The 20,375-nt window shown below is 66.6% G+C and carries 21 protein-coding genes and 1 pseudogene; 13 read left to right on the top strand and 9 right to left on the bottom strand.

Going from position 1 to position 20,375, the window contains the following annotated elements; genetic code table 11:
• The first annotated feature begins 137 nt into the window (after positions 1 to 137).
• Complete coding sequence (locus tag KU887_RS09940) at positions 138 to 1,202, top strand: glycosyltransferase family 4 protein (protein WP_006485945.1); 1,065 nt, start codon at positions 138 to 140, stop codon at positions 1,200 to 1,202.
• A gap of 130 nt (positions 1,203 to 1,332) precedes the next feature.
• On the opposite strand, the gene KU887_RS09935 is transcribed toward KU887_RS09940, so the two are convergent.
• From KU887_RS09935 to KU887_RS09925, 3 genes are all read right to left on the bottom strand, one after another.
• Positions 1,333 to 1,920, bottom strand: a complete 588-nt coding sequence (locus KU887_RS09935) for a YSC84-related protein (RefSeq protein ID WP_006496373.1) — start codon at positions 1,918 to 1,920, stop codon at positions 1,333 to 1,335.
• Positions 1,921 to 2,169: 249 nt separating this feature from the next.
• Complete coding sequence (locus tag KU887_RS09930; protein ID WP_006485938.1) at positions 2,170 to 2,619, bottom strand: membrane protein; 450 nt, start codon at positions 2,617 to 2,619, stop codon at positions 2,170 to 2,172.
• A 259-nt stretch (positions 2,620 to 2,878) separates the two neighbouring features.
• Positions 2,879 to 3,169, bottom strand: a complete 291-nt coding sequence (locus tag KU887_RS09925; RefSeq protein WP_011549641.1) for a PsiF family protein — start codon at positions 3,167 to 3,169, stop codon at positions 2,879 to 2,881.
• Positions 3,170 to 3,440: 271 nt separating this feature from the next.
• Between KU887_RS09925 and KU887_RS09920 the strand changes: the two genes are divergently transcribed.
• Positions 3,441 to 4,463 (top strand): asparaginase, encoded by a 1,023-nt coding sequence (locus KU887_RS09920; RefSeq protein ID WP_069353271.1) that lies wholly within the window; start codon positions 3,441 to 3,443, stop codon positions 4,461 to 4,463.
• Between the two features lie 91 nt (positions 4,464 to 4,554).
• Here KU887_RS09920 and lysM read toward each other — a convergent pair whose 3' ends face one another.
• From lysM to gcl, 4 genes are all read right to left on the bottom strand, one after another.
• Positions 4,555 to 5,025 carry a peptidoglycan-binding protein LysM gene (gene lysM, locus KU887_RS09915; protein WP_006478617.1) on the bottom strand — a complete coding sequence of 157 codons (471 nt, stop codon included), beginning with the start codon at positions 5,023 to 5,025 and terminating at the stop codon, positions 4,555 to 4,557.
• Between the two features lie 459 nt (positions 5,026 to 5,484).
• The gene (locus KU887_RS09910; RefSeq protein ID WP_006485940.1) at positions 5,485 to 6,378 is read right to left on the bottom strand and encodes a 2-hydroxy-3-oxopropionate reductase; all 894 of its coding nucleotides are present in this window, start codon (positions 6,376 to 6,378) and stop codon (positions 5,485 to 5,487) included.
• Between the two features lie 41 nt (positions 6,379 to 6,419).
• A complete protein-coding gene (hyi, locus tag KU887_RS09905; RefSeq protein WP_006485952.1) occupies positions 6,420 to 7,229 on the bottom strand; it encodes a hydroxypyruvate isomerase in 810 nt (269 codons plus the stop codon).
• A 43-nt stretch (positions 7,230 to 7,272) separates the two neighbouring features.
• Positions 7,273 to 9,048 carry a glyoxylate carboligase gene (gene gcl, locus KU887_RS09900; RefSeq protein WP_006485953.1) on the bottom strand — a complete coding sequence of 592 codons (1,776 nt, stop codon included), beginning with the start codon at positions 9,046 to 9,048 and terminating at the stop codon, positions 7,273 to 7,275.
• Positions 9,049 to 9,219: 171 nt separating this feature from the next.
• Here gcl and KU887_RS09895 point away from each other — a divergent pair, with 171 nt between their 5' ends.
• The 10 genes from KU887_RS09895 to KU887_RS09850 all read left to right on the top strand — a co-directional run bounded on the left by KU887_RS09895 (position 9,220) and on the right by KU887_RS09850 (position 16,841).
• Positions 9,220 to 10,131, top strand: a complete 912-nt coding sequence (locus KU887_RS09895) for a LysR family transcriptional regulator (protein WP_006496376.1) — start codon at positions 9,220 to 9,222, stop codon at positions 10,129 to 10,131.
• 167 nt (positions 10,132 to 10,298) lie between these two features.
• The gene (locus KU887_RS09890) at positions 10,299 to 10,940 is read left to right on the top strand and encodes an RNA polymerase sigma factor (protein WP_012492670.1); all 642 of its coding nucleotides are present in this window, start codon (positions 10,299 to 10,301) and stop codon (positions 10,938 to 10,940) included.
• Positions 10,930 to 11,826, top strand: coding sequence for an anti-sigma factor (locus KU887_RS09885; protein WP_258250042.1), 897 nt, complete (start codon positions 10,930 to 10,932; stop codon positions 11,824 to 11,826). The genes KU887_RS09890 and KU887_RS09885 overlap by 11 nt, the downstream gene beginning before the upstream one ends.
• A 231-nt stretch (positions 11,827 to 12,057) precedes the next feature.
• Complete coding sequence (gene rpsF / locus KU887_RS09880; RefSeq protein WP_006486255.1) at positions 12,058 to 12,432, top strand: 30S ribosomal protein S6; 375 nt, start codon at positions 12,058 to 12,060, stop codon at positions 12,430 to 12,432.
• Between the two features lie 40 nt (positions 12,433 to 12,472).
• On the top strand, positions 12,473 to 12,772 hold the full coding sequence (priB, locus tag KU887_RS09875) for a primosomal replication protein N (protein WP_012328667.1): 300 nt from the start codon (positions 12,473 to 12,475) through the stop codon (positions 12,770 to 12,772).
• 4 nt (positions 12,773 to 12,776) lie between these two features.
• Positions 12,777 to 13,052, top strand: coding sequence for a 30S ribosomal protein S18 (rpsR, locus tag KU887_RS09870; RefSeq protein ID WP_006486248.1), 276 nt, complete (start codon positions 12,777 to 12,779; stop codon positions 13,050 to 13,052).
• A 27-nt stretch (positions 13,053 to 13,079) separates the two neighbouring features.
• Entirely contained in the window at positions 13,080 to 13,532 is a 453-nt protein-coding gene (gene rplI, locus KU887_RS09865) for a 50S ribosomal protein L9 (RefSeq protein WP_006486256.1), read from the top strand.
• Between the two features lie 140 nt (positions 13,533 to 13,672).
• Entirely contained in the window at positions 13,673 to 15,055 is a 1,383-nt protein-coding gene (locus KU887_RS09860; protein WP_006486249.1) for a replicative DNA helicase, read from the top strand.
• Between the two features lie 138 nt (positions 15,056 to 15,193).
• Complete coding sequence (locus KU887_RS09855) at positions 15,194 to 15,820, top strand: DUF47 domain-containing protein (RefSeq protein WP_006486252.1); 627 nt, start codon at positions 15,194 to 15,196, stop codon at positions 15,818 to 15,820.
• Between the two features lie 10 nt (positions 15,821 to 15,830).
• Complete coding sequence (locus tag KU887_RS09850; protein WP_006486254.1) at positions 15,831 to 16,841, top strand: inorganic phosphate transporter; 1,011 nt, start codon at positions 15,831 to 15,833, stop codon at positions 16,839 to 16,841.
• A 149-nt stretch (positions 16,842 to 16,990) separates the two neighbouring features.
• On the opposite strand, the gene KU887_RS09845 is transcribed toward KU887_RS09850, so the two are convergent.
• Entirely contained in the window at positions 16,991 to 18,076 is a 1,086-nt protein-coding gene (locus tag KU887_RS09845; protein ID WP_258250041.1) for a C40 family peptidase, read from the bottom strand.
• A 236-nt stretch (positions 18,077 to 18,312) separates the two neighbouring features.
• Positions 18,313 to 20,115, bottom strand: a complete 1,803-nt coding sequence (locus tag KU887_RS09840; protein WP_043205346.1) for a PhoH family protein — start codon at positions 20,113 to 20,115, stop codon at positions 18,313 to 18,315.
• On the opposite strand from KU887_RS09840, the pseudogene KU887_RS09835 reads away from it, so the two are divergent.
• Positions 20,011 to 20,252: pseudogene (locus tag KU887_RS09835) on the top strand (hypothetical protein); the annotation flags it as partial. The gene KU887_RS09840 and the pseudogene KU887_RS09835 sit on opposite strands and share 105 nt — an antisense overlap.
• Positions 20,253 to 20,375 lie beyond the last annotated feature (123 nt).

Below are 20,375 nucleotides of genomic sequence, written 5' to 3'. Positions count from 1 at the left end.
CATCGGGATCGCGAATAATAATGAGATATCCGGCTGGCGCCATGCCGGCCGGCGCGGCATGGACGCAGGGCGGGGCGCGCGCAAGCGCGGACTCCGCCGGCCGTACCGCAACGGACAGGACACAGGAGACGTGGACCATGAGAATTGCCCAGATCGCCCCGCTGACCGAATCCGTGCCGCCGAAGCTGTACGGCGGCACGGAGCGCGTCGTGTCCTACATCACCGAGGCGCTCGTCGACCTCGGCCACGACGTGACGCTGTTCGCGAGCGGCGATTCGACGACGCGGGCGAAGCTCGAGCCCGTGTGGCCGCGCGCGCTGCGGCTCGATTCGTCGATCCGCGACCGGGTCGCGCCGCACATGCTGCTGATGGAGACGGTCGCGCGCCGCGCGAAGGATTTCGACGTGCTCCATTTCCACATGGACTACTACTCGTTCTCGGTCTTCAACCGGCAGGAAACGCCTTACGTGACGACGCTGCACGGCCGGCTCGACCTGCCCGAGCAGCAACCGGTGTTCGACACGTTCAACACGGCGCCGGTGATCTCGATTTCCAATTCGCAGCGCCAGCCGTTGCCGCAGGCGAAATGGCTGACGACCGTCTATCACGGGCTGCCCGATACGCTGTACATGCCGCAGCCCGTCGAGCCGCGCTATCTCGCGTTCCTCGGCCGTATCTCGCCGGAAAAACGCGTCGATACCGCGATCCGCATCGCCCGCCAGTGCGGGTTGCCGATCCGGATCGCCGCGAAGATCGACGCGGCCGACCAGGAATACTTCGACCGCGAGATCAAGCCGCTCTTCGCGTTGCCGCACGTCGAATACATCGGCGAGATCGCCGATCACGAGAAGGCCGAATTCCTGTCGGGTGCGCATGCGCTGCTGTTTCCGATCGACTGGCCGGAGCCGTTCGGCCTGGTGATGATCGAGGCGATGTCGTGCGGCACGCCGGTGATCGCGTTCAACCGCGGCGCGGTGCCCGAAGTGGTGGACGAGGGCGTGTCGGGTTTCATCGTCGAGGACGAAATCAGCGCAGTGGCCGCCGTGAACCGGCTGCACCTGCTGCCGCGTGCGCGCGTGCGGCAGCGTTTCGAGGAGCGCTTCACGTCGCGCCGGATGGCGCAGCAGTACGTCGACGTGTACCAGTCGGTGATCCGCGCGCAGAAGCGCTCGCGCTTCAAGGTGATCGATTCGACGACCTGAGCGGCCTGAACGGCCCGAGCAGTCCGACCGACCCGGCGCCGCGCCGGCGGATAAAAAAACGGCGATGCCCGCAAGGACATCGCCGTTTGCGCATGACCCGCGCGCGGCACGCGCGGGCAGTGCGTCAACGTCAGATCTTGAGCTTGGTGACCTTGGTGCCGTTGATCGACACGTCGCCCATCAGGCCGGCGTTGGTCAGCACGACGACCTGGATCGGCGCGGTAGCCGTGTTGGAGTCGACCGCGCCGTTCGCGCCCATCTTCACGAGCGCGACCGATGCGCCGGCGCCGGCTGCCCAGCCGTCCGAGCCGCGGAATTCGTCGAGCGCCTGCTGCGTCATGAACAGGAACACGATCGCCTTCGACTGCGCGCCGGCCTGCAGGCCGACCGACAGCGACGACGTGTTGTAGTAGCCGACCGTGCTGCCGCCGACGCGCAGCGCGCCATTGCCGGACTGGCCGCCGACGATGAAGCCGGCCTGGATCACTTCGGGGAACACCAGCACGCCGCGCGATTTCGCGACGAGCTCGCGCGAGCCCTTGACCGTGGAGTACATGCGCGACAGCGTCGCGTCGACGCTCGCGTCGATCGACTGACGCTTCGACGCGTTGGTCGCGGCGTTGTCCGGCTTGTCCGGGGTGGTGGTGCAACCGGTGAGCGCGAGGCTACCGACGATGAGCGCAGCGGCGGCTTTCAGCACAAGATTCCGTTTTTGCATCGTTGTTCTCCATCGGATGATGTTCGGAGTGAGTCTCGCTCAGGGAGCGGATCACGTCGGCAGTTATATCACAGCGGATTACGGCCTCTTTTCGTTGCCACGTGAAAAAGCGTCAAATCGCGCGAGGGTGTCGCGGCGCGCCAACGGACGGAGTGGCGCCCGAGCGCCAGGCGCGCTTCGCGCTGGGGCGGCATGCGGGGAACGCAGTGGTCGAGCGGGGGGCGGCGGCGCCCGCGGCGCGTGTCGGGGTCAGTGCGTGACAGGCGGAACGGGCGGCTTGATCGGCGGGCGGCGCAGCGCGCGGCGGATCAGCGCGATCACGACGCCGCAGGCGAACAGGAACGCGGCCGGGACGACCCAGTAGCCGACGAACGCATGCCACAGGTAGCCGGCGAGCGTATTGCGGCGCACCACGTATTCGTCGCGGGCCGCCTGCTGGCGCGGCGCGTTGGCGGCGAGCACGTCGGCCGGGCAGCCGGCCGCGCGCGCGTCGTCAGGATCCCCGTGGCACTTCGCGGCGGCGCCGGCGGCCTGCTGCGCATCGGTGAGCTGCCAGGTGGTCAGCGCGAGCTGCAGGTCCGCCTTGTTGTAGGCCATTTCCTCGCGGATCTCGCGCACGGCGATGATCGCGACGGGCACCGCCCAGAACACGATCACGATCAGCCAGCGGCGGAACCAGCGGTGTTGTCTCCATGCCATCCAAAGCCTCCGTTTGACGCGCGTGCGCGTCCGTCTCGAGGGCGGCCCGATGGCGCTTCTTGGTCTTGGGTGGGCCGCGTTGCAGCCATCATAGAAGAAAACGCGGCGAATTGCCGCACCATGTGGCGGCGTCGTGACGGCGGGCCGGAAAAACGGGGCGGGAAAGGCCGAATGGCGCACGTCGATGCGCGTGCAACGAAAACGAAAATGCCGCGCCCGCCGAAGCGGGGCGCGGCATTCGGGACGGGAGCGCCGGGACTCAGGCGGCCGGCTGGTTGCTCAGGCAGCTCTTCATGAACGCCTTGCGATCGTCACCCTTCTTGCCGGTGGCCTGCGTGTTGCATGCCTTCATCTTCTCCTGCTGCGTCATTGCCTTTGCGGGCTTCGCCGACAGGCAGTCCTTCATGAACGCCTTGCGTTCGTCGCCCGTCTTGCCGGCTGCCTGCGTGTTACAGGCCTTCATCTTGTCCTGCTGGCTGTTCGCCGCGAATGCGGGGGAAGCCAGCATGCCGCCGAGAAGCACTGCGGCTACGAGCGATTGGATTTTCATTTCGACACTCCCATGGGGTGAATTGCGCGTGATCGACGCCGTCACGACGCACGACGCGATGAGGACAGGGCCACATCGCACCACGCGTTCCGATTATGGCAAATCAATGTGAAAACACCAAAACGGCACTTCCTATAACGTTGCGGACGCCACGGCCGTTGACGGCGCGTGCGGCGCGGGGATCGGGACAAACCATGACGCGCGCCGGCAACGGCCGGCTGCCGCGCCGGAACCCGCCGGCTCGCGGCCGCGAGCCATTACAATCGCGGCCATGAATACACCGAACACCGCATCCCCTTCGTCCGCGCCGGCGCTGCCGCGCATCGCCGTCCTCGCCACCGGCGGCACGATCGCCGGCGCCGCGCCCGACGCGGCCAGCACGGCCGGCTACCAGGCCGGCGCGCTCGGCGTCAGTTTCCTGGTCGACGCCGTGCCGGCGCTCGCGTCCGTCGCGCGCATCGACGCGGAGCAGGTCGCCAGCATCGACAGCAAGGATCTCGCGCTGCCGCTGTGGAACACGCTCGCCGCGCGGATCGACGCGCTGATGGCCGACCCGGCGATCGACGGCATCGTGATCACCCACGGCACCGATACGCTCGAGGAGACCGCGTATGCGCTGCATCTGGTCGTGAAAGGCGACAAGCCGGTCGTGCTGACGGCCGCGATGCGGCCGGCAACCGCGCTGTCGTCCGACGGCCCGCTGAACCTGCTGAACGCGGTGACGGTGGCCGCCCATCCGGCCGCGCGCGGGCAGGGCGTGCTGGTCGCGTTCAACAACCGGATCCACGGCGCGCGCGATGTCGTCAAGACGAGCACTTATGCGGTCGACGCGTTCCAGTCGCCGGAGCTCGGTGCGCTCGGCTGGGTGCAGGACGGCCGCGTCGAATTCGCGCGCCGCGTCACGCGTACCCGCGACACGCAACTGGCGATCGCGGCGAGCTGGCCGCTGGTCGAAGTCGTCGCGAGCTATGCGGGCGTGACGCGCACGGCCGTCGACGCGCTCGTCGCGGCCGGCGTGCGCGGCCTCGTCGTCGCGGGTACCGGCAATGGCTCGATCCATGCGACGCTGCAGGCGGCGCTCGCCGATGCGGTGAACGCGGGCGTGGCGGTGGTCCGCGCGTCGCGCGTGGGTTCGGGGCACGTGATGCGCAACGGCGCCGCGAGCGACGATGCGCTCGGTTTCGTGAGCGCGGGCTCGCTGCACCCGTTCAAGGCGCGCGTGCTGCTGATGCTCGCGCTCGCGAACGGCATCCACGATCGCGACGCCCTGCAGCGCGCGTTCGATACGCTGTGACCGACGGTCGCCGCGCGGACGTCGTGCAGCGTGCATAAAAAAATGGCAGGCCAATGGCCTGCCATTTTTTGCGTCAGTGCTGCGCGAACGCTCAGGACTGCGGCGGAATCACGAGCTTCTGGCCCGGGTAGATCCGGTCCGGGCTCGACAGCATCGGCTTGTTCGCCTCGAAGATCACCGGATACTTGTTCGCGTCGCCATACACTTCCTTGGCGATCGCCGACAGCGTGTCGCCCGGCTTCACGTCGTGGTACTGCACTTCCGGATCGTCCGGCTGCAGATCGTCGTCGTTGACGCCCGCGACACCCTGCACGTTGCCGGCCGCGACCTTGACCTTCGCCTTCGTGTCGAGATCGGCGACGCTGCCCGACAGCGTGACGGTGCGCGATGCGCCGTCGAACGCGACGGTCAGGTTCGACGTGTCGAGGCCTTGCGAGCTGATGTAGTTCTTGATGGCATCGGCCGCAGTCTGGTTCGCGGCATTCGGATCTTCCGCTGCCTGTGCATCGGCGTGACCCAGCAGTTTTTCACCCGCCTCCTTGATAAACGAAAGAAGACCCATCGTTGCACTCCTTAGGTGGTTGAAAAGAAAACGCGCCGTGAAGTGGCGAAAAAAACACCGCGCTGGGGGCGGGCCCGGAAGGGCGCGCAAGCGCGGCGGTTTTCTCGAAAGGCGTGGCGAAAGTGTAGGCGTTCAACGCGACGATTGCATGAAAAATCGCACGCTCGAACGTAAAGAAATGTAATACGCGAAATCCGACAGGCGGACACCCGACGACGACGTCTGACCGACCAAGGCTTCCCCGGCGCCGCCGGGTGCCGCTGCGGACCCCACCACGCCGCTCTCAGCCCAGAGCGGCGTTTTTCGCCCCGTCCCGCATGCCGTTGGCGATGCAGGGCGGGGCGCCCCACCGTGATGCGCGCGTGCGGCGCGCATCGATGCGACCGGCCGCGGCCGAGTCACGTGTATCCGTCGCACGCCTGCGCCATCGCAGCACAAACGCGCGTTGCGGCATCCGCGTTACGCGGCCGGCGTCTGGCCGATCTCGAAGTTCGACATGATTTCGAGCGCGCGCACGAGTGCCGAGTGATCCCATGCCTTGCCGCCGTGCGACGCGCACACGCTGAACAGCTGCTGCGCGCTCGCGGTGTGCGGCAGCGCGAGGCCGAGCTTGCGCGCGCCGTCGAGCGCGAGGTTCAGGTCCTTCTGGTGCAGCTCGATGCGGAAGCCCGGATCGAACGTGCGCTTGGTCATGCGCGCACCGTGCACTTCGAGGATGCGCGACGCGGCGAAGCCGCCCATCAGCGCCTGGCGCACGCGCTCCGGATCGGCGCCCGAACGGGCGGCGAACAGCAGCGCCTCGCCGACCGCCTCGATGTTCAGCGCGACGATGATCTGGTTCGCGACCTTGCAGGTCTGGCCCGCGCCGTTGTCGCCGACGAGCGTGATGTTCTTGCCCATCTTCTCGAACAGCGGCTTCGCGCGCTCGAATGCCTTCTCCGGGCCGCCGACCATGATCGTCAGCGTCGCTTCGCGTGCGCCGACTTCGCCGCCGGACACCGGCGCGTCGAGGTAGTCGCAGCCGAGCGCGTTGATCTGCTTCGCGAATGCCTGCGTGTCGAGCGGCGAGATCGAGCTCATGTCGATCACGAGCTTGCCGGCCGTCAGGCCCTTCGCGACGCCGTCGTCGGCGAACAGCACGTTACGTACGTCCGGCGTGTCCGGCACCATCGAGATGATGATGTCGGCGTGCTGCGCGACTTCGGTGGAGTTCGCGACGACCTTCGCGCTGCCGCGCAGGTCGTCCGGGATCGGGAACGCGCCGTTCACGACGAGTTGATGATCGCCCTTGAGCAGGTTGCGCGCCATGTGCGCGCCCATGATGCCGAGGCCGATGAAACCGATGGTTGCCATGTGAAAGTCTCCTATAGGGCTGAAAACGGAAAGGGCGCGACTCAGGCGGCGCGACGCGCCGAGGCCGGTGCGCAGCCGGCCACGCTTTGCAGCCAGCCGAGGCCTTCCGTCGTGGTGGTACGGGGCTTGTATTCGCAGCCGACGTAGCCGGCATAGCCGAGCCGGTCGAGCAGCGCGAACAGGAACGCATAGTTGATCTCGCCGGTGCCCGGCTCGTTGCGGCCCGGGTTGTCCGCGAGCTGGACGTGGCCGATCGATGCGAGGTTGCGTTCGATCGTCGCGGCCAGTTCGCCTTCCATGCGTTGCATGTGATAGATGTCGTACTGCAGGAACAGGTTGTCCGAGCCGACCGCGCGGATCACGTCGAGCCCTTCCGACGAGCGGTTCAGCGCGAAGCCCGGGATGTCGAAGCTGTTGCACGGCTCGACGAGCAGGCGGATGCCTTCACGCTTGAGCGCGTCGGCCGCGAAGCGCAGGTTGTCGACGATCGTGACGAACGTCTTGTCGCGCGCCGTGCTCGCCGACGGGATGCCGACGAGGCAGTTCAGCTGCGGCACCTTCAGCGCCTTCGCATACTCGATCGCACGGCCGACGCCTTCCTGGAATTCGCCGACGCGATCGGGCAGGCACGCGATGCCGCGCTCGCCCTGATCCCAGTTGCCGGCGGGCAGGTTGTGCAGCACGAGGCGCAGACGGTTGGTCTCGAGCCGTTCGGCGAGTTCCTCTTTCGCATACGGGTACGGGAACAGGAACTCGACGGCGTCGAAGCCCGCGTCCGCGGCCGCCTTGAAGCGGTCGAGGAACGGCACTTCGTTGAACAGCATGGTCAGGTTTGCAGCAAACTTCGGCATGAGCTAAGCCTCTTCGGTCGGTCAGTCAAAAAAGTCTTGCGGGTCAGTCGAGCATCGAGATCGCGGTCGGGGCATGCTCGGCCTTTTCGGCGAGATCCTCGAATTCGTTGATCGCATCGATTTCGGTGCCCATCGAGATGTTCGTCACGCGCTCGAGGATCACTTCGACGACCACCGGCACGCTGAACTCTTCCGCGAGCGTCTGCGCCTGGCGCAGCGCCGGCTCGATCTCTTCCGGCTTGAACACGCGCAGCGCCTTGCAGCCGAGGCCTTCCGCGACGGCCACGTGGTCGACGCCATAACCGTTCAGTTCCGGCGCGTTCACGTTGTCGAACGCGAGCTGCACGCAGTAGTCCATGTCGAACGCGCGCTGCGCCTGGCGGATCAGCCCGAGGTACGAGTTATTCACGACGACGTGCACGTACGGCAGCTTGAATTGCGCGCCGGCCGCCAGTTCCTCGATCATGAACTGGAAGTCGTAGTCGCCGGACAGCGCGACGATCGGGCGGCTCGGATCGGCCGCACGCACGCCGAGCGCGGCGGGGATCGTCCAGCCGAGCGGGCCGGCCTGGCCGCAGTTGATCCAGTTGCGTGCCTTGAACACGTGCAGGAACTGTGCGGCGGCGATCTGCGACAGGCCGATCGTGCTGACGTAGCAGGTATCGCGGCCGAACACCTTGTTCATCTCTTCGTACACGCGCTGCGGCTTGACCGGCACGTTGTCGAAGTGCGTCTTGCGCTGCAGCGTGCGCTTGCGTTCCTGGCAGTCGGCGACCCACGCGCTGCGGTCCTTCAGCTTGCCGGCGGCCTTCCATTCCTGCGCGACCGCGACGAACAGCTCGAGTGCGGCCTTCGCGTCGGACACGATGCCGAGATCCGGGCCGAACACGCGGCCGATCTGCGTCGGTTCGATGTCGACGTGCACGAACTTGCGGCCCTTCGTGTAGACCTCGACGCTGCCCGTGTGGCGGTTCGCCCAGCGGTTGCCGATGCCGAGCACGAAATCCGATGCGAGCATCGTCGCGTTGCCGTAGCGGTGCGACGTCTGCAGACCGACCATGCCGGCCATCAGCGGGTGGTCGTCGGCAATCGCGCCCCACGACATCAGCGTCGGGATCACCGGCACGCCGACCGTTTCGGCGAACTGTACGAGCAGGTCTTCGGCCGCCGCGTTGAGCACGCCGCCGCCCGACACGATCAGCGGCTTGTCCGCGTCGTTGAGCATCGTGAGCGCCTTCTCGATCTGCGCACGGGTGGCCGCGGGCTTGTAGACCGGCAGCGGTTCGTACGTGTCGATGTCGAATTCGATTTCGGCGAGCTGCACGTCGATCGGCAGGTCGACCAGCACCGGGCCCGGACGGCCCGAGCGCATCAGGTGGAATGCCTGCTGGAACACCCGCGGCACGAGCGCCGGTTCGCGCACGGTGACGGCCCACTTCGTGACCGGCTTCGCGATCGATTCGATGTCGACGGCCTGGAAGTCTTCCTTGTAGAGGCGCGCGCGCGGTGCCTGGCCGGTGATCGCGAGGATCGGAATCGAATCGGCGGACGCGGAATAGAGGCCGGTGATCATGTCGGTGCCGGCGGGGCCCGACGTGCCGATGCACACGCCGATGTTGCCCGGCGCCGCACGCGTGAAGCCTTCGGCCATGTGCGACGCGCCTTCGACGTGGCGCGCCAGCACGTGGCTGATGCCGCCCGACTTGCGCATGGCCGAGTAGAACGGGTTGATCGCTGCGCCCGGCACGCCGAACGCGGTCTGGATGCCTTCCTTCTCGAGCACGAGTACGGCTGCGTCGACGGCTCTCATCTTGGCCATGAATGTCTCCTTGGATAGTGGAATCTTGCGAATCGGTCTGTTGAGGACACTTTAGGGATGCAGGAAAGGTTTGATAAGATCAGCCGAAGTCGCTTATTTCGAAACTAAAAGTATGGAATGACGGCCGGACGGGGCTTCCCGCCGGTGTCGGAACGGAGACGGAGACGGGAGATGGATCGCTTCAAGCAGATCGAGACGTTCGTGCGGGTCGCGGACGCGGGCAGCCTCGCGGCGGCGGCGCTCGAGGAGGGCGTGTCGCCGGTGGTGCTCGGGCGGCGCATCGACGCGCTGGAGAAACGCCTCGGCGTGAAGCTGATGTACCGCTCGACGCGGCGGCTGGTCGTCAGCGAGGAGGGCGCCGCGTTCCTCGAGCGCTGCCGCGGGCTGCTGTCCGAATGGGATCAGGCCGAGAACGAGCTGGCCGCCGGCCGGCGCGCGGTCAGCGGGCACCTGATCGTGTCGGCGCCGGCCGCGTTCGGGCGCAAGCACGTCGCGCCGCACGCGCCCGGCTTCCTGGCCGACAAGCCGGAGATGCAGCTGTCGTTCAACCTGACCGACCGTGTCGTCGATCTCGTGCGCGAAGGCTACGACCTGTCGATCCGGATCGGCGGCGCGGTCGATCCGAACTTCGTCGCGGTGAAGCTCGCGTCGAACCGGCGCGTCGTGTGCGGCACGCCCGACTATTTCCGCAAGCACGGGCGGCCGAAGTCGCTCGACGACCTGCTGAAGCACAACTGCCTGGCGTTCAACCTGCAGGGCGGGCAGAACCGCGGCTGGTACTTCCAGCGTCACGGCAAGATCGCGACGATGCGCGTGACCGGCAATCTCGACTGCAACGACGGCGAGCTGCTGCACCGCTGGGTGGCCGAGGGGCTCGGGCTCGGCTGGCGTTCGACGTGGGAAATCGCCGCGCAGCTCGAAACGGGCGAGCTCGAGACCGTACTCGACGAATACGCGCTGCCCGACTACGACATCCTCGCGGTCTACCCGCAGCAGCGCTACGTGCCGGCGCGCGTGCGCTATTTCATCGACTATCTGCGCGCCGCGTACGCGCGCCCCGGTTACTGGAGCACCACGCCGTAACGGGCGGCCGGCTGGGCCGTCCGGCGATTTTTTACGCTTCATGTGCACGGCGCGGGAATAAACTCGACGCAGCAGCGGTAAGGTCATCGAGCGCGCACGTTGCCGGTCTGTCCGGGTGCCGTGCGCGGAACGGGCGCGGCGTCGGCCGCCGGGACCAGGGAGGCCATGTGGGGCAAGCCGGACAGGCGGTCGATGACCGGGCGGCGGACGATGCGCGCGCGCGCGGCGAGCGGTTTCGCGCGCTCGTGCTGCCGCATCTCGACGCCGCGTACAACCTCGCGCGCTGGCTGAGCGGCAGCGCCGGCGATGCGGACGACGTCGTGCAGGACGCGTGCATGCGCGCACTGCGCTTCGTCGATTCGTGTCGCGGCGACAACGCGCGGCCGTGGCTGCTGACGATCGTGCGCCACACCTGGTACACCGAGTGGCGGCGGCGCACGCAGGCGCACGAGGTCGCGCTGCCCGACACGCTCGACGATGCCGACGTCCCGGACGACTGGCAGCCGGCGACGGAGGACCCGCTCGCGCACCTGCTGCGCGGCGAGAATGTGCGGCTCGTGAATGCGGCGCTCGCGAAGCTGCCGGCCGAATACCGCGAGGTGCTCGTGCTGCGCGAGATGGAGGACCTGAGCTACCGCGAGATCGCGGCGATCGTGGACGTGCCGGTCGGCACGGTGATGTCGCGGCTCGCGCGCGGCCGGCGCAAGCTCGCCGCGCTGCTGGGCGGCGCGCCCGCGCCGGCGACCGAAGGCCGGCCGGGCCGTGCGCCGGCGGGCGGAACCGCATCGGAGGCTATCGATGGACTGTAACGAAGCGCGAGCGTTGCTGGACGCGGACGTCGACCGCGAGCTGTCGGCGCCCGATGCGTTGCGGGTCCAGCAGCATGTCGACGGGTGCGATGCGTGCCGCCGCGAACGCGCGCGGATCGTCACGCTGGTGCAGGCCGTGCGGCAGGCCGATTATCACCGCGCGCCGGACGCGCTGCGGGCAAGCCTCCTCGCGAGCCTGCCGGCAGCGGCCGACGCGCGTGCCGATGCGCCGTCGCGGGCCGAGCCGCGGCCGGAGTCCCCGCCACCGCCGCCCCGGCGGCCGCGCGGGCGCGACTGGTTCGCGTGGCTGACCGGGCGGGGCGGGGCGGCACGCCCGGTATCGACCGGCACCGGCCCGCGCGTGGCCGCGCTGCCGGGCCTCGGCTGGGGCGTCGCGTTGCTGATGGCGCTCGCGGCGGCGGGCGGAATGGCATGGTCGGGCCGCCACGCCGACACCGCCCGTACGGTCGACGAACTGGTCGCGAGCCACGTGCGGGCCGACCTGTCGGCGCGCGACATCGACGTGATCTCGACCGACCGGCACACGGTCAAGCCGTGGTTCAACGGCCGGCTCGACTATGCGCCGCCGGTCGAGGATCTCGCGGCGAGCGGCTTCGCGCTGGTCGGCGGCCGGCTCGACTACGTCGGGCGGCGCCGCGTCGCGGTGCTCGTCTACCGCCACCGGCAGCACGTGGTCGACGTCTACGTGCAGCCGGCCGGGGAGCGGCCGGCGGCCCCGTACACGACCGTGTCGCAGGGCTATGCGCTCGACCGCTGGAACGCGGCCGGGATGACGTGGTGGGCCGTGACCGACGCCGAGCCGTCGGCGCTGGCGGCGTTCCGGACGGCGCTCGACGCGCGACTTGCCGGCACGCATAACGAGTGACCGTTGCGGCCGCGGGACCGGCGTGCTTGCGCTCCGACCCCGACTGCAGAAGGGCCGAGCGGCGGCCGCTTGCCCGACATACGCGCTCAAGTCTTTGAAAATACGGCCGAATCCGTCCGCGCATCGTCGATTGGCCTTGCATGCGCTCCGTAACCGGGTTAAAATCTTCGGCTTCTCACTTGCCACACCGGTTCAGACGCCCGGGTGGCTTTAATCCACAAGGAGTGTGTAATGCGTCATTACGAAATCGTATTCATCGTGCACCCCGATCAAAGCGAGCAAGTGCCCGCGATGATCGAGCGTTACAAGTCCACGATCACGTCGCACGGCGGCCAGATCCACCGTGTCGAAGACTGGGGCCGTCGCCAACTGGCCTACATGATCGAGAAACTCGCGAAGGCTCACTACGTCTGCATGAACATCGAGTGCGACCAGACGACGCTCGACGAACTCGAACACGCGTTCAAGTTCAACGACGCCGTGCTGCGCCACCTCATCGTCAAGATGAAGAAGGCCGAAACCGGCCCGTCGCCGATGATGAAGGAAGTTCAGCGCGAAGAAGCCAAGAAGGCGGCTGCAGCTCAGCCGGCCGAAGCGCAGGCTTAAGTTCGTCACTCATTAAGCCATCAAGGAGCGCGCCACTCACGTGAACAGGTTGCAATTGACGGCGAGCGTCGTCGAACGCACACCGGTGCGATATACGCCGGCAGGTGTTCCGATCGCAAGCGCCACGTTGCATCACCGCACGGAAGTCGTCGAAGCAGGCATTCCCCGTCAGGTCGAAATGACGATCGAGGCGGTGGCGGCCGGTGAGGCGAGCGGCAAGCTGGAAAGCCGTGAAATGGGCGTCGAAACGCTGTTCACGGGCTTCCTGGCCAAGAAAAGCCGCAACGCGAGAACCTTGGTGTTTCACATCACAGCATTGCAGGACATTGGAAAGGACTGAAATCATGCCCCGCCCGACTGGTAAGAAATTCGACAAGCGTCGTCAGCAACAAAACCCGCTCTTCAAGCGCAAGAAGTTCTGCCGTTTCACGGCTGCAGGCGTCGAGCAGATCGACTACAAGGACACGGAAACGCTGAAGGACTTCATCGGCGAAAACGGCAAGATCACGCCGGCTCGTCTGACGGGTACGAAGGCGCACTATCAGCGTCAGCTGGATACGGCCATCAAGCGTGCGCGTTTCCTCGCGCTGCTGCCGTACACCGATCAGCACAAGGCGTAATCAGGCGACGCAATAAGGAGAATTCGAATGCAAATCATTCTGTTGGAAAAAGTCGCCAATCTGGGTAACCTCGGCGATATCGTCAAGGTCAAGGACGGTTACGCTCGCAACTTCCTGATCCCGAACCGCAAGGCTCGCCGTGCAACGAAGGAAGCGATCGCCGAATTCGAAGTGCGCCGCGCTGAACTCGAAAAGATCGCCGCTGAAAAGCTGGCCGCATCGCAGGCAGTCGGCGAGAAGCTGAACGGCCAGTCGTTCGAAATCACGCAGAAGTCGGGCGTCGACGGCCGTCTGTTCGGCTCGGTCACGAACGGCGACGTCGCGGAACTGCTGAAGAAGGCAGGCTACGAAGTCGAGAAGCTGCAAGTGCGCATGCCGGAAGGCCCGCTGAAGATGATCGGCGAGCACAACGTCCAGGTCGCGCTGCACACGGACGTCGTCGTCGACGTCACGATCAACGTGATCGGCGACCACGCGTAAGCGTATGCAAGCTTGCCGGGCGGCTTCCGCCGTCCGGACAAGGGCAGGCGCCCGGGCAACCGGGGCCTGCCTTTTTTATTGCCCGATCGCGGGCAAGCGGTGGTAGCGCTGCCGCCATCTATTCGCGATAATCCCAACCCATGAACGCGCCGCAAGATCCCCAAATCGAATCGCTGAAAGTCCCGCCGCATTCGGTCGAAGCCGAACAGTCGGTGCTCGGCGGCCTGTTGCTCGACAACGCGGCATGGGACCGGATTGCCGACTTCCTGTCGCAGGGCGACTTCTACCGCTACGACCACCGGATCATCTACGAGCACATCGGCCGCCTGATCGCGTCGACGCGCCCGGCCGACGTCGTGACCGTGTACGAAGCGCTGACCACGTCCGGCAAGGCCGACGACGTCGGCGGGCTCGCATACCTGAACGCGCTCGCGCAGAATACGCCGAGCGCGGCGAACATCCGCCGCTATGCGGAAATCGTGCGTGACCGCGCGGTGCTGCGCCGGCTCGTGTCGGTCGCCGACGAGATCTCGGCCGACGCGTTCAATCCGCAGGGCAAGGAAGTCCGCCAGCTGCTCGACGAAGCCGAATCGAAGGTGTTCTCGATCGCCGAGGAGGGCGCGCGCGGCAACCAGGGCTTCCTCGAGATCGGCCCGCTGCTCACGCAGGTGGTCGAGCGCATCGACACGCTGTACCACACCGCGAACCCGAGCGACGTCACCGGCACGCCGACCGGCTTCGTCGACCTCGACCGGATGACGTCCGGGATGCACGGCGGCGAGCTGATCATCGTCGCGGGGCGCCCGTCGATGGGTAAGACCGCGTTCTCGATGAACATCGGCGAATACGTCGCGGTCGAGTACGGGTTGCCGGTCGCGGTGTTCTCGATGGAAATGCCGGGCACCCAGCTCGTGATGCGTATGCTCGGCTCGATCGGCCGCCTCGACCAGCACCGGATGCGTACGGGCCGCCTGACGGACGAGGACTGGCCGAAACTGACGCACGCGGTGCAGAAGATGAGCGAGGCGCAGCTCTTCATCGACGAGACGGGCGGCCTGAATCCGATGGAATTGCGCTCGCGCGCGCGGCGTCTGGCGCGGCAATGCGGCAAGCTCGGCCTGATCATCGTCGACTACCTGCAGCTGATGTCGGGTTCGTCGCAGGGCGAGAACCGGGCAACCGAAATTTCGGAAATTTCGCGATCGCTGAAGAGCCTCGCGAAGGAGCTCGACGTGCCGGTGATCGCGCTGTCGCAGCTGAACCGCGGCCTCGAACAGCGCCCCAACAAGCGTCCGGTGATGTCGGATTTGCGCGAATCGGGCGCAATCGAACAGGATGCGGACGTGATCCTGTTCATTTACCGCGATGAGGTCTACAATCCCGACAGCCCTGACAAGGGGACGGCCGAAATCATCATCGGCAAGCAGCGTAACGGCCCGATCGGGCCCGTTCGGCTCACGTTCCTGGGGCAATACACGAAGTTCGACAATTTTGCCGGGGCGCAGACCTTCTACGGCGAGTAAAGCCGGTTGTAAACACCTATTTCGCCAAATGTTGTATCCAATCCCGGCGTGCGCATATGCGCACGTCGCGTCGCGACCGGAACCGGTACAATGTCGCCCGTTTTCGTGACAGTAGTTTGACAATCTCTCAGGAATCCCATGTTCGGTCGATTCATGCCCACCGAGGGCAAGTTCTTTGAACTCTTCAACTCGCACGCGAAGCACATCGTTTCCGGTGGCCGCGAGCTCGAACTGCTGATCGACAATCTCGCCGACGCCGAGATTCACAAGCAAAACGTGCAAATCGCCGAGAAGGCCGCCGACAAGCTCACGCACGAGGCGATCGATCTGCTGCACAAGACCTTCATCACGCCGCTCGATCGCGACGAGATCCACAAGCTGATCACGACGATGGACGACATCCTCGACCTGATGGAAGACGTCGCGACGGCCGTATCGCTGTACGACGTGCAGTCCGTCACGTCCGAGGCGAGCCAGCTCGCGCACATCGTCACCCAGTCGGCGCAGCACGTGCAGCAGGCCGTCGGATTGCTGTCCGACATGAAACAGTCGGCGCAGATCCTCAAGCAATGCGAGGAAATCGACCGCTGGGAATCGGAAGCCGACCGCGTGCTGCGTGCGGCGATGTCGAAGCTGTTCCGCGAGGAAGACGACGTGAAGACGCTCATCAAGCTGAAGGCGATCTACGAGCTGCTCGAAGAGATCACCGACAAGTGCGAGGACGTCGCGAACATCATCGAAGGCATCGTGCTGGAAAACGCCTGAGCGGACCACGATGCATTCGATACAACTCGCCCTATGGATGGTCGCGACGCTGGTGCTCGTCGCGCTCGTATTCGACTTCATGAACGGCTTTCACGACGCGGCGAACTCGATCGCCACCGTCGTGTCGACCGGGGTGCTGAAGCCCCAGCAGGCCGTGGTGTTCGCGGCCGCGTTCAACGTGATCGCGTACTTCATCTTCCACCTGAAAGTCGCGCAGACCGTCGGTAAAGGCACGATCGATCCCGAAATCGTCGACCATTACGTCGTGTTCGGCGCGCTGGTCGGCGCGATCGGCTGGAACGTGATCACGTGGTACTACGGGATTCCGTCGAGCTCGTCGCACGCGCTGATCGGCGGTCTCGTCGGTGCGGCGCTCGCGAAATCGGGCTGGAGTTCGCTGAACGTCGACGGGCTGCTGAAGACGATCGCGTTCATCTTCATTTCGCCGCTGCTCGGTTTCATCCTCGGTTCGCTGTTCATGCTCGGCGTGTCGTGGCTGTATTTCCGTACCGCGCCCAGCAAGGTCGACCGGCGCTTCCGCCGGCTGCAACTGCTGTCCGCCGGCCTGTACAGCCTGGGCCACGGCGGCAACGATGCACAGAAGACGATCGGCATCATCTGGATGCTGCTGATCGCGAGCGGCTACGCGTCGGCCACCGCCGATGCGCCGCCGGCATGGGTGATCGGCGCGTGCTACCTGTCGATGGGCCTCGGCACGCTGTTCGGCGGCTGGCGCATCGTGCGCACGATGGGCCAGAAGATCACGAAGCTCAAGCCGGTCGGCGGCTTCTGCGCGGAAAGCGGCGGTGCGATCACGCTGTTCGTCGCGTCGTTCCTCGGCATTCCCGTGTCGACCACGCACACGATTACCGGCGCGATCGTCGGTGTCGGCGCGACGCAGAAGTTGTCGGCCGTGCGCTGGGGCGTCGCCGGCAACATCGTGTGGGCGTGGGTACTGACGCTGCCGGCGGCCGCGCTGTTCGCGGCCGGCGGATGGTGGCTCGGGCACCAGATCTTCTGATCGTCGACGCTTTCCGGCTGACACGAAATGCGCCGCAAGCCGAAAGGCTGCGGCGCATTTTCTTTTGGGGGCGCGGGAGAGGGGGGCGGCGAAGCGGTGGCGGGTGGCAAATGCCGCCCACGTCGTGACGGTCGGGGTCGAGCAACGGGTCAGTAACTGCCGGTCGCAAACCGCGCGATCGGATCGTCCGCGGTACTGGTACGCGGGCTGACGGGTGCGGATTGCGTCGACGCACGCAATACCTGCACGGGCGCGGGCTCGATACTGCGTGTCGGCGTCGACGCGGTGGCGGGCGGCGGCTCGGCATCGAAGGCGGCGGCCTGGGCGGCCGTCAGTGCGGTCGTCGGAATCTGCGTACCGACCTCGGCCGGGGCGGCCGGTGCTGCATTGGCCGTCATCGCGGGCGCGGCGCCATTCGCCGACGTCGCTTGCTGTTGCGCCGCCTGCATCCGCGGGGGCGGCGGTTCGTACGGATCGGCGGCCGTTGCCGGCGGTGCCGCTGCGGCCGTCGTCACGACCGGCGTGGTCGGAATGGCCTGCGCCTGCGTCACGCTTGCTTGCGACGGCGCATACGTCGGCTGCCGCGGCGCGGCGGCGGCCGTCACGACCACCGGAGCGGCCGCGACCGCGGTCGGGTTGCGCGGCTCGTCGCGCTTGGCCTCGTAGGTCGGCGCATCGAACGGCGTCGGGGCCGAGCGCGGCGGCGCGACGCGGCGAATGCCGTCGAAACGCTTGGCCCAGTACGGGTTCGTCAGGTAGTCGAGCCGCACGGTGCCGCCCGTCGACGGTGCGTTGACGAAGCGCAGCTTGCCGACGTAGATGCCGACGTGCGAATGCGGCCGCCCGGTCGTATTGAAGAAAATCAGGTCGCCCGGCGCGATCTGGTCGGGTTCGATCGACACGCCGCGGCCGCTCATGTCGGCGGTCGTGCGCGGCAGGTTCACGTCGGCCGCGCGGCCGATCACGTAGCGCACGAGCCCGCTGCAGTCGAAGCCGCTCGTCGGCGTGTTGCCGCCCCAGCGATACGGGACGCCGACGAGGCTCATCGCCTGGATCGAGATTTCTTCCTGGCCGACGCTGTGGTCGACGAATTTCGGGAAATTGGCCGACGCCGGGAAGGCGCGCGGCGTCGTGATCTTCATCCCCGAAGCGGAGCGCGATGCCGACTGCGGCGGCACGCTGGAGCAGGCCGCAAGCAGGGAGACGACGGCGACGGGAACCCAGATTCGAAGCATGGCGAGGCGGGCGAGCGCGGCGCGCTCGCGAATCGTATGACAACAGACAGACCCGATGGTAGACGCTCCGGCGGGGCTTAAGCAACCATTCTTGAGAATTTACTTGAAGTTTCGCGCGTAAACTGCGTTGTTGCGTGACGAAGCGTTACCTTTGTCTTCGACCCCAAATAAAAACGGCGCTCCGGAAACGGAGCGCCGCGTGGCGTCGACAGCCGGCCGCTCGGCCGGCCTGCGCGTTACAGAATGTCCGACGCGTAATCGGCGAGCCGCGAGCGTTCGCCGCGCGCGAGGGTCACGTGGCCGCTGTGGCCCCAGCCCTTGAAGCGGTCGACGACGTAGGTCAGGCCCGAGCTGCCTTCGGTCAGGTAAGGCGTGTCGATCTGTGCGATGTTGCCGAGGCACACGATCTTCGTGCCGGGGCCCGCGCGCGTGACGAGCGTCTTCATCTGCTTCGGCGTCAGGTTCTGCGCCTCGTCGATGATCAGGTACTTGTCGACGAACGTGCGGCCGCGCATGAAGTTCATGCTCTTCACCTTCAGGCGCGAACGGATCAGCTCCTGCGTTGCGGCACGGCCCCATTCGCCGGCGGCATCGTCGGTCTTCTGCAGCACTTCGAGGTTGTCGTCGAATGCGCCCATCCACGGCTGCATCTTCTCTTCCTCGGTGCCGGGCAGGAAACCGATGTCCTCGCCGACGGGCACGGTCGCGCGCGTCACGATGATCTCGTTGTAGCGCTTGTCGTCGAGTACCTGCGCGAGGCCGGCCGCGAGCGCGACGAGCGTCTTGCCGGTGCCGGCCTGGCCGAGCAGCGTGACGAAGTCGATCTCGGGGTTCATCAGCAGGTTCAGCGCGAAGTTCTGCTCGCGGTTGCGCGCGGTGATGCCCCACACGTTGTTCTTGTGGTGGCTGTAGTCGCGCAGCGTCTGCAGCAGCGCCGTCTTGCCGTTCAGCTCGCGGACGATCGCGTGGAACGTCGGCTCGCCGTTCTGCGGCTCGAGATAGACGAACTCGTTGACGAGCATCGACGCGACGAGCGGGCCGGTCACGCGGTAGTACGTGGTGCCCGTCTTCGTGTCCTGCCAGCTCTCCATGCCCTTCGCGTGCTTGGTCCAGAAGTCCTGCGGCAGTTCGCGCACGCCGGTGTAGAGGAGATCCTTGTCCTCGAGCACCTGGTCGTTGAAGTAGTCTTCCGCGGGCAGGCCGAGCGCATGCGCCTTGATCCGCATGTTGATGTCTTTCGACACCAGCACGACCTGGCGGTCGGGCCGGTCGCGCTGCAGCGCGCGCACGACGCCGAGGATCTGGTTGTCGGCCTTGCCCTCGGGCAAGCCTTCGACCGGCGCGATGTCGGCGAGCTTCGTCTGGAAGTACAGGCGGCCGAGCGCCTCGCGGCTGCCGAGGCGCGACAGCGGGATGCCGTCCGAGATCGGGCCGCCGTCGGCGACGAGCGCGTCGAGCGTGCGGCTGACCTGGCGAGCGTTACGCGCGACTTCGGACATCCCCTTCTTGTGGTTGTCGAGTTCCTCGAGCGTCATCATCGGCAGATAGACGTCGTGTTCCTCGAAGCGGAAGAGGCTGCTTGGGTCGTGCATCAACACGTTGGTGTCGAGCACGAACAGTTTCTGCAGTTCGGCTTCGGCGGGCTTGCGGCTGCGCGACTTCGTCGCGGCGCCGGCATCGCGCGCGGGCGCCGTGGCCGGTTTCCCGGCGGCCGGCTTGTCGTGGCGTGCCACGACCGGCGCCGCGGGTTCGGCGGGCGCCGGCAGCGGCTGCAGCAGCGCGGCCGTCTGTTTGGTCTTGCGGCCGCGCGCGGGTGCGCTCGCGGCGTCGGGCGCCGAAGACGCGACGGCACGCAGCGGCGCGGCCGTGTTCGCGGCTTCGATCATCGGTTGGGCCACGCTGGCCGGACCATAGTCACCGGCTGTGGATGCGTCCCCTTCGGCGGATTTCTTCGCGGCTTTCGCGGGCCGCGCTTTCGCCTTGTATTCGTCGGGCGGCAGCAGGCTGCCGAGCTTGCTGGGGGGAGTAGGCAAAGGCATGGTGTCCCTCGGGAGGAATCGTGTCGCATGGCGTGCGCCGCTGATCGCATCCTGCGTGACGTAGACGCATGCAGTTTGCGCGCGGTGGCGCACAGGAATTTCGTCTAGCCGGTTCGCCTAAGTGTCGATCAGCTCCTCGATGCGGTAAGGGCCGGACCGGGGAGGGCCGGCGCGCGTTCCATAAAAAAAGCCGCTGCCCCGTCGACAGGGACATGCGGCTCGGCTGATGCCGTCGTGATGCGCGTCAGGTGCCGGGAAGC

The sequence above is a fragment of the Burkholderia sp. EMB26 genome, from assembly GCF_024730645.1.
GTDB lineage: Bacteria > Pseudomonadota > Gammaproteobacteria > Burkholderiales > Burkholderiaceae > Burkholderia > Burkholderia cenocepacia.
Note: the sequence above shows the minus strand (reverse complement) of the source record. Positions and strands in the feature narration are given on the sequence as shown.

Coding starts and splice junctions, on each gene's coding strand:
- KU887_RS09940 (WP_006485945.1), top strand. CDS start 138: ATGAGAATTGCCCAGATCGCCCCGCTGACCGAATCCGTGCCGCCGAAG.
- KU887_RS09935 (WP_006496373.1), bottom strand. CDS start 1,920: ATGCAAAAACGGAATCTTGTGCTGAAAGCCGCCGCTGCGCTCATCGTC.
- KU887_RS09930 (WP_006485938.1), bottom strand. CDS start 2,619: ATGGCATGGAGACAACACCGCTGGTTCCGCCGCTGGCTGATCGTGATC.
- KU887_RS09925 (WP_011549641.1), bottom strand. CDS start 3,169: ATGAAAATCCAATCGCTCGTAGCCGCAGTGCTTCTCGGCGGCATGCTG.
- KU887_RS09920 (WP_069353271.1), top strand. CDS start 3,441: ATGAATACACCGAACACCGCATCCCCTTCGTCCGCGCCGGCGCTGCCG.
- lysM (WP_006478617.1), bottom strand. CDS start 5,025: ATGGGTCTTCTTTCGTTTATCAAGGAGGCGGGTGAAAAACTGCTGGGT.
- KU887_RS09910 (WP_006485940.1), bottom strand. CDS start 6,378: ATGGCAACCATCGGTTTCATCGGCCTCGGCATCATGGGCGCGCACATG.
- hyi (WP_006485952.1), bottom strand. CDS start 7,229: ATGCCGAAGTTTGCTGCAAACCTGACCATGCTGTTCAACGAAGTGCCG.
- gcl (WP_006485953.1), bottom strand. CDS start 9,048: ATGGCCAAGATGAGAGCCGTCGACGCAGCCGTACTCGTGCTCGAGAAG.
- KU887_RS09895 (WP_006496376.1), top strand. CDS start 9,220: ATGGATCGCTTCAAGCAGATCGAGACGTTCGTGCGGGTCGCGGACGCG.
- KU887_RS09885 (WP_258250042.1), top strand. CDS start 10,930: ATGGACTGTAACGAAGCGCGAGCGTTGCTGGACGCGGACGTCGACCGC.
- rpsF (WP_006486255.1), top strand. CDS start 12,058: ATGCGTCATTACGAAATCGTATTCATCGTGCACCCCGATCAAAGCGAG.
- rpsR (WP_006486248.1), top strand. CDS start 12,777: ATGCCCCGCCCGACTGGTAAGAAATTCGACAAGCGTCGTCAGCAACAA.
- rplI (WP_006486256.1), top strand. CDS start 13,080: ATGCAAATCATTCTGTTGGAAAAAGTCGCCAATCTGGGTAACCTCGGC.
- KU887_RS09860 (WP_006486249.1), top strand. CDS start 13,673: ATGAACGCGCCGCAAGATCCCCAAATCGAATCGCTGAAAGTCCCGCCG.
- KU887_RS09855 (WP_006486252.1), top strand. CDS start 15,194: ATGTTCGGTCGATTCATGCCCACCGAGGGCAAGTTCTTTGAACTCTTC.
- KU887_RS09850 (WP_006486254.1), top strand. CDS start 15,831: ATGCATTCGATACAACTCGCCCTATGGATGGTCGCGACGCTGGTGCTC.
- KU887_RS09845 (WP_258250041.1), bottom strand. CDS start 18,076: ATGCTTCGAATCTGGGTTCCCGTCGCCGTCGTCTCCCTGCTTGCGGCC.
- KU887_RS09840 (WP_043205346.1), bottom strand. CDS start 20,115: ATGCCTTTGCCTACTCCCCCCAGCAAGCTCGGCAGCCTGCTGCCGCCC.